This window comes from Micromonospora sp. CV4 (assembly GCF_003667455.1).
GTDB lineage: Bacteria > Actinomycetota > Actinomycetes > Mycobacteriales > Micromonosporaceae > Micromonospora.
Window position 1 is genome coordinate 1 of record NZ_RCVI01000285.1, and the last position, 4,609, is coordinate 4,609.

General features: G+C 71.8%; 4 protein-coding genes. 1 reads left to right on the forward strand and 3 read right to left on the reverse strand.

Features of this window, described 5'->3' with window-relative positions:
* On the reverse strand, positions 1 to 283 hold a 283-nt coding region (locus EAD98_RS18805), incomplete at its 3' end, for a DUF3499 domain-containing protein (RefSeq protein WP_147457440.1).
* A gap of 153 nt (positions 284 to 436) precedes the next feature.
* On the opposite strand from EAD98_RS18805, the gene EAD98_RS18810 reads away from it, so the two are divergent.
* Complete coding sequence (locus EAD98_RS18810; RefSeq protein WP_074316962.1) at positions 437 to 886, forward strand: metallopeptidase family protein; 450 nt, start codon at positions 437 to 439, stop codon at positions 884 to 886.
* 55 nt (positions 887 to 941) lie between these two features.
* Here the strand turns inward: EAD98_RS18810 and EAD98_RS18815 are convergent, their stop codons facing one another.
* Positions 942 to 1,199 carry a WhiB family transcriptional regulator gene (locus EAD98_RS18815; RefSeq protein WP_007455784.1) on the reverse strand — a complete coding sequence of 86 codons (258 nt, stop codon included), beginning with the start codon at positions 1,197 to 1,199 and terminating at the stop codon, positions 942 to 944.
* A gap of 770 nt (positions 1,200 to 1,969) precedes the next feature.
* A complete protein-coding gene (locus EAD98_RS18825; RefSeq protein ID WP_121655368.1) occupies positions 1,970 to 4,480 on the reverse strand; it encodes a bifunctional FO biosynthesis protein CofGH in 2,511 nt (836 codons plus the stop codon).
* Positions 4,481 to 4,609 lie beyond the last annotated feature (129 nt).

The window sequence follows — 4,609 nt, forward strand, 5'->3', positions numbered from 1 at the left end:
GGCGAGGGGCCGGGCGGGCGGCCTCGCGGACCGCCTCGGCCAACGCGACCAGGTCGTCGGTGGTCGGCGGCGGCGGTTCGAACTCGCCCTCGTGCCGGACCACGTCCCAGCCCCGCGGTGCGGTGAGGCTGCGGGCGTGCGGCTCGCACAGGTCGTACGTGTGCGGCTCGGCGAAGGCCGCCAGCGGGCCCACCACCGCGGTCGACTCGTTGTAGACATAGGTCAATGTGGCGACCGCTTGCCGGGGGCAGCCGTTACGGGAGCAGCGCCGTGGTGACCTCACGGCGGCAGGGTATCTCCATTACCGGGTCCGGCGCATCGCTTCGCGTTGCGACACGCCCGTCGTGGTGATCACAATCCACCCGTGCGGCGCACGGCGCGCCACGGGAGAGGCGCTGCCGCTGGCCAGCCCGACGCGGGGGCTACCCTTTGCCTCATGACGAGCCCGGAACACCGCCGCCCCGGTTCCGGCCGGCGCGCCCACCGTGACCGGCACGGGCGCGGGTTGCGTGGGCGGTTGGTACCGGCGACCGTGCCGCTGGCGCGGACCAAGGCGGAGGTCTTCGACGACCTGGTCCTGGACACCGTCGAGACGCTGGAGCGGCGGTTCGCCAAGGAGCTGGCCGGTGTCGAGTTCGCGGTCGAGGACGTCCCGCCGGATCTCAACGTCTACGACTCCGACGTGCTGGAGGACGGCGAGGTCCCGCTGGCTCGGCTCCTGCCGGGCCGTCCGGGCCGGCAGGAGGTGCCGCCACGGATCGTGTTGTACCGCCGGCCCCTGGAGTTCCGGGCGATGGACCGTGAGGACCTCGCCGACCTGGTGCATGACGTGATCATCGAGCAGGTGGCGAATCTCCTCGGGGTCGACCCCGACGAGCTGGCCTGAGCACTTCCCCGCGCGGGCGAGCCGGGCGGCCCCCACCGCCCCGACTCCGCACCGCTCAGGCAGCGCGCCGCTTCAACTTGCGCCGCTCCCGTTCCGAGAGCCCACCCCAGATGCCGAACCGCTCGTCGTGACCGAGAGCGTATTCGAGGCATTCGGTCTTGACCTCGCAGCGCGAGCAGATGCGCTTCGCCTCGCGGGTCGAGCCGCCCTTCTCGGGAAAAAACGCCTCGGGGTCGGTCTGCGAGCACAGCGCCCGCTCCTGCCACTCCGGCGCGTTTCCGAGCAGGTCGGCCACCTCAAGCTGGCCGTCCATCAAATGCCTCCTTGTCGCGCACCGGCGTCATCGCCGCTGCAACCCCCCACGCGAAAGGCGTGCTTGTCCGTCCGGTCCCGTTTTGTTGCGTTCCGTGCGAACAACCCCATTCAAATTACACGCGTGTAATGCGTGCGCCGTCAAGCCAAACTTGATAATGGAGTCGCCCTCCCGACACCCCCGGCCGGCCACTCGGGCCGTCCAGCCTCGCAACCTGCCCTATCGATTCAGACCCCGGCCGAGTAACGCCCTCTCCGGCGAGTTGCCCGACTTTTCTGCCGTGGCGCTCCCCCGGCAGGCAGCCCCGCGACGACGCCTGGAGCACCGGACGACCCCCTCCCCACAAAGCTGATCTTGGTGGGGGACAGGTTAACGCGGCACGGCCCGGACCGCTCGTCGAGCGGCGGACACCGTACGCGCCCCGTCCACAATGTGGACGGAGCGCGGGCGAAAATGGATGCGGCACGGGTCAGTCGGTGGCCCCGAAACCGCTGCTCGGCCACACGAACTCGGCAATCGCTCCACCATGGACGGAAACCGTCTCCACGGACGTACTCTCGTCCCACCAGACGGTATATATCCCAGCCGGGAGGTCGGGGTAGACCGCACTGTGGATCGAGCCGTCCCGCACCCGGCGCTCCCGCACCGCCGAGTGGGTCCGTCGATCCTCGTCCGGGCTGATCTCAATCTCCGGACCGTGCAGATTCCGGCCGGTGTAGACGATCAGGGCACCGGTCGTGGTACGGCCGGTGGCGGGAAAAGGTTCGACCTCAGGGCCGGACGTGACCGTACGCGGTCGTGCGCTTGCGGGCCGGTCGACCGGCCGCCGTGGCGATCGCCCGCAACTGCTCCTCGGTCCGCGCGGAGCCGTTGCCGGAGCCGGCCATCCGGGAGATGGTCTCCTCCATGAGCGTGCCGCCCAGGTCGTTGCAGCCGCCCTGGAGCATCGCCACCGTGCCCTCGTCGCCCAGCTTGACCCAGGAGCACTGGATGTTGTCGATCCGGCCGTGCAACAGCAGCCGGGACATCGCGTGCACCACCCGGTTCTCCCGCCACGTCGGCCCGGGGCGGGCGATGCCGGCCAGGTAGATCGGGGCGTTGGTGTGCACGAACGGCAGCGCGACGAACTCGGTGAAGCCGCCGGTGCGGTCCTGCACACCCGCCAGCACCCGGAAGTGCGCCAGCCACTGCCCGGGATGGTCGACGTGGCCGTACATCATGGTGGAGCTGGACCGGATGCCCAGCTCATGGGCGGTGCTGACCACCTCGACCCAGGCGGCGGCCGGGAGTTTGCCCTTGGTCAGCACCCAGCGCACGTCGTCGTCGAGGATCTCCGCGGCGGTGCCCGGGATGGTGTCCAGCCCGGCCTCACGCAGCTGGGTCAGCCACTCGCGCACCGGAACGCCGGCCTTCGCCGCGGCGGTGACGATCTCCATCGGGGAGAACGCGTGCACGTGCATGTCCGGCACCCGGGCCTTGATCGCGCGCACGATGTCGGCGTACCCGGTGACCGGCATCTTCGGGTCGATGCCGCCCTGGAGGCAGACCTCGCTGGCGCCGGCCGCCCACGCCTCCTGCGCCCGGTCGGCGACCTGGTCGACGGAGAGACGGTACGCGTCGGCGTCCCGCTCACGCTGGGCGAAGGCGCAGAACCGGCAGCCGACGTAGCAGACGTTGCTGAAGTTGATGTTGCGGTTGACCACGTAGCTGACGTCGTCGCCGACCGCGTCCCGGCGCACGTCGTCGGCGAGCTGGCACAACTCGTCCAGCGCCGGCCCGTCCGCGCCGAACAGCGCCAGCGCGGCATCGGTGTGCGCCGGCTCCAGCAGCGCGGCCGGGTCGTCGGCGGCGAGCCGCAGCCCGGCCCGCAGGTCGCGGTCACCGGCGAGAGCGGTCGGCCCGGCGGTCACCTTCGTGGCCACCTCGGCCCAGTCGCCGTAGACGCTGTCGAAGTCGCCACGCCGGTCGTCGGTCCGGCCGGTGGTGTCGATGGTCGCGTGCAGGTCGGTCCGCCCGCCGAACACCTCCTCCGGCTCCTGCCAGGGCCGGCCCTGCGGCATGGCCGACTCGACCGCCATTCCCGTCGTCGCGTCGGCCAGGGCGCCGACGTGGGGCAGCAGCCGCGGGTCGAGCCACGGGTCACCCGCGCGCACGTACTCGGGGTAGATGGTCAGCCGCTCCCGCAGCGTGAACCCCGCCAGCTCGGTGTGCCGGGCCAGCTCCTCGATCTGCGGCCACGGGCGTTCCGGGTTGACGTGGTCCGGGGTGAGTGGGGAGACGCCGCCCCAGTCGTCGATGCCGGCCCGCAGCAGCAGGTCGTACTCGCCGGCGATGAGGTTCGGCGGCGCCTGGATGCGGGCCTTCGGCCCGAGCAGCAGCCGGGCCACCGCCACCGTCGCCGCCAGGTCGTGCAGCTCCGCGTCGGGCATCCCCCGCATCGCGGTGTCCGGCTTGGCGCGGAAGTTCTGCACGATCACCTCCTGGAGGTGCCCGTACTCCCGGTGCGCGCGACGGATCGCGAACAGTGCGTCCACCCGCTCGGCCGGGGTCTCCCCGATGCCGATCAGGATGCCGGTGGTGAACGGCACCCCGACCCGGCCCGCGTCGTCGAGCACCCGTAGCCGGACCGCCGGCTCCTTGTCGGGCGAGCCGAAGTGCGGGCCACCCGGCTCGGACCAGAGCCGCGTCGCGGTGGTCTCCAGCATCATGCCCATGCTCGGCGCGACCGGCTTGAGCCGTTGCAGCTCCGACCAGGACAGCACCCCGGGGTTGAGGTGCGGCAACAGGCCGGTCTCCTCCAGCACCGCGACCGCGCAGGCGCGCAGGTAGTCCAGAGTGGAGTCGTAGCCGCGCTCGTCCAGCCAGCTCCGGGCCGCCGGCCAGCGCTCCTCCGGCCGATCACCCAGGGTGAACAGGGCCTCCTTGCAGCCCTGGGCGGCCCCCGCCCGGGCGATGGCCAGCACCTCGTCGCGGTCCAGGAACGGCGCCGGCAGCCGGTGCGGCACCGTGGCGAACGTGCAGTAGTGGCAGCGGTCCCGGCAGAGCCGGGTCAGCGGAATGAAGACCTTCTTGGAGTACGTGACCACGCCCGGTCGCCCGGCGTCACGCAGGCCGGCGTCACGGATCCCACCGGCCACCCGGAGCAGCTCGTCGAGCGCGTCGCCGCGGGCGGAGAGCAGCGCGGTCGCCTCGTCGACGTCCAGCGCCCGCCCGGTCGCGGCCCGGCCCAGGGCCCGCCGCACGCTCGCCTCGCTGGGGCCGGAGTGGGTGCGATCAACCATCCGCTCAGCCTATGCGCTGCGCCCACCCGCCCCACCGCTCCCCACTGACACCCTCACCGGGCTCCCCCGCTCAGCCGATTTGATCATGAAGTTGTGGCCACGACACGCCGTGCCGACGGACAGCAACTT

Excerpts from the sequence above, each read along its gene's own strand:
- EAD98_RS18810 (WP_074316962.1), top strand. The coding sequence starts at position 437 with ATGACGAGCCCGGAACACCGCCGCCCCGGTTCCGGCCGGCGCGCCCAC.
- EAD98_RS18825 (WP_121655368.1), bottom strand. The coding sequence starts at position 4,480 with ATGGTTGATCGCACCCACTCCGGCCCCAGCGAGGCGAGCGTGCGGCGG.
- EAD98_RS18815 (WP_007455784.1), bottom strand. The coding sequence starts at position 1,199 with ATGGACGGCCAGCTTGAGGTGGCCGACCTGCTCGGAAACGCGCCGGAG.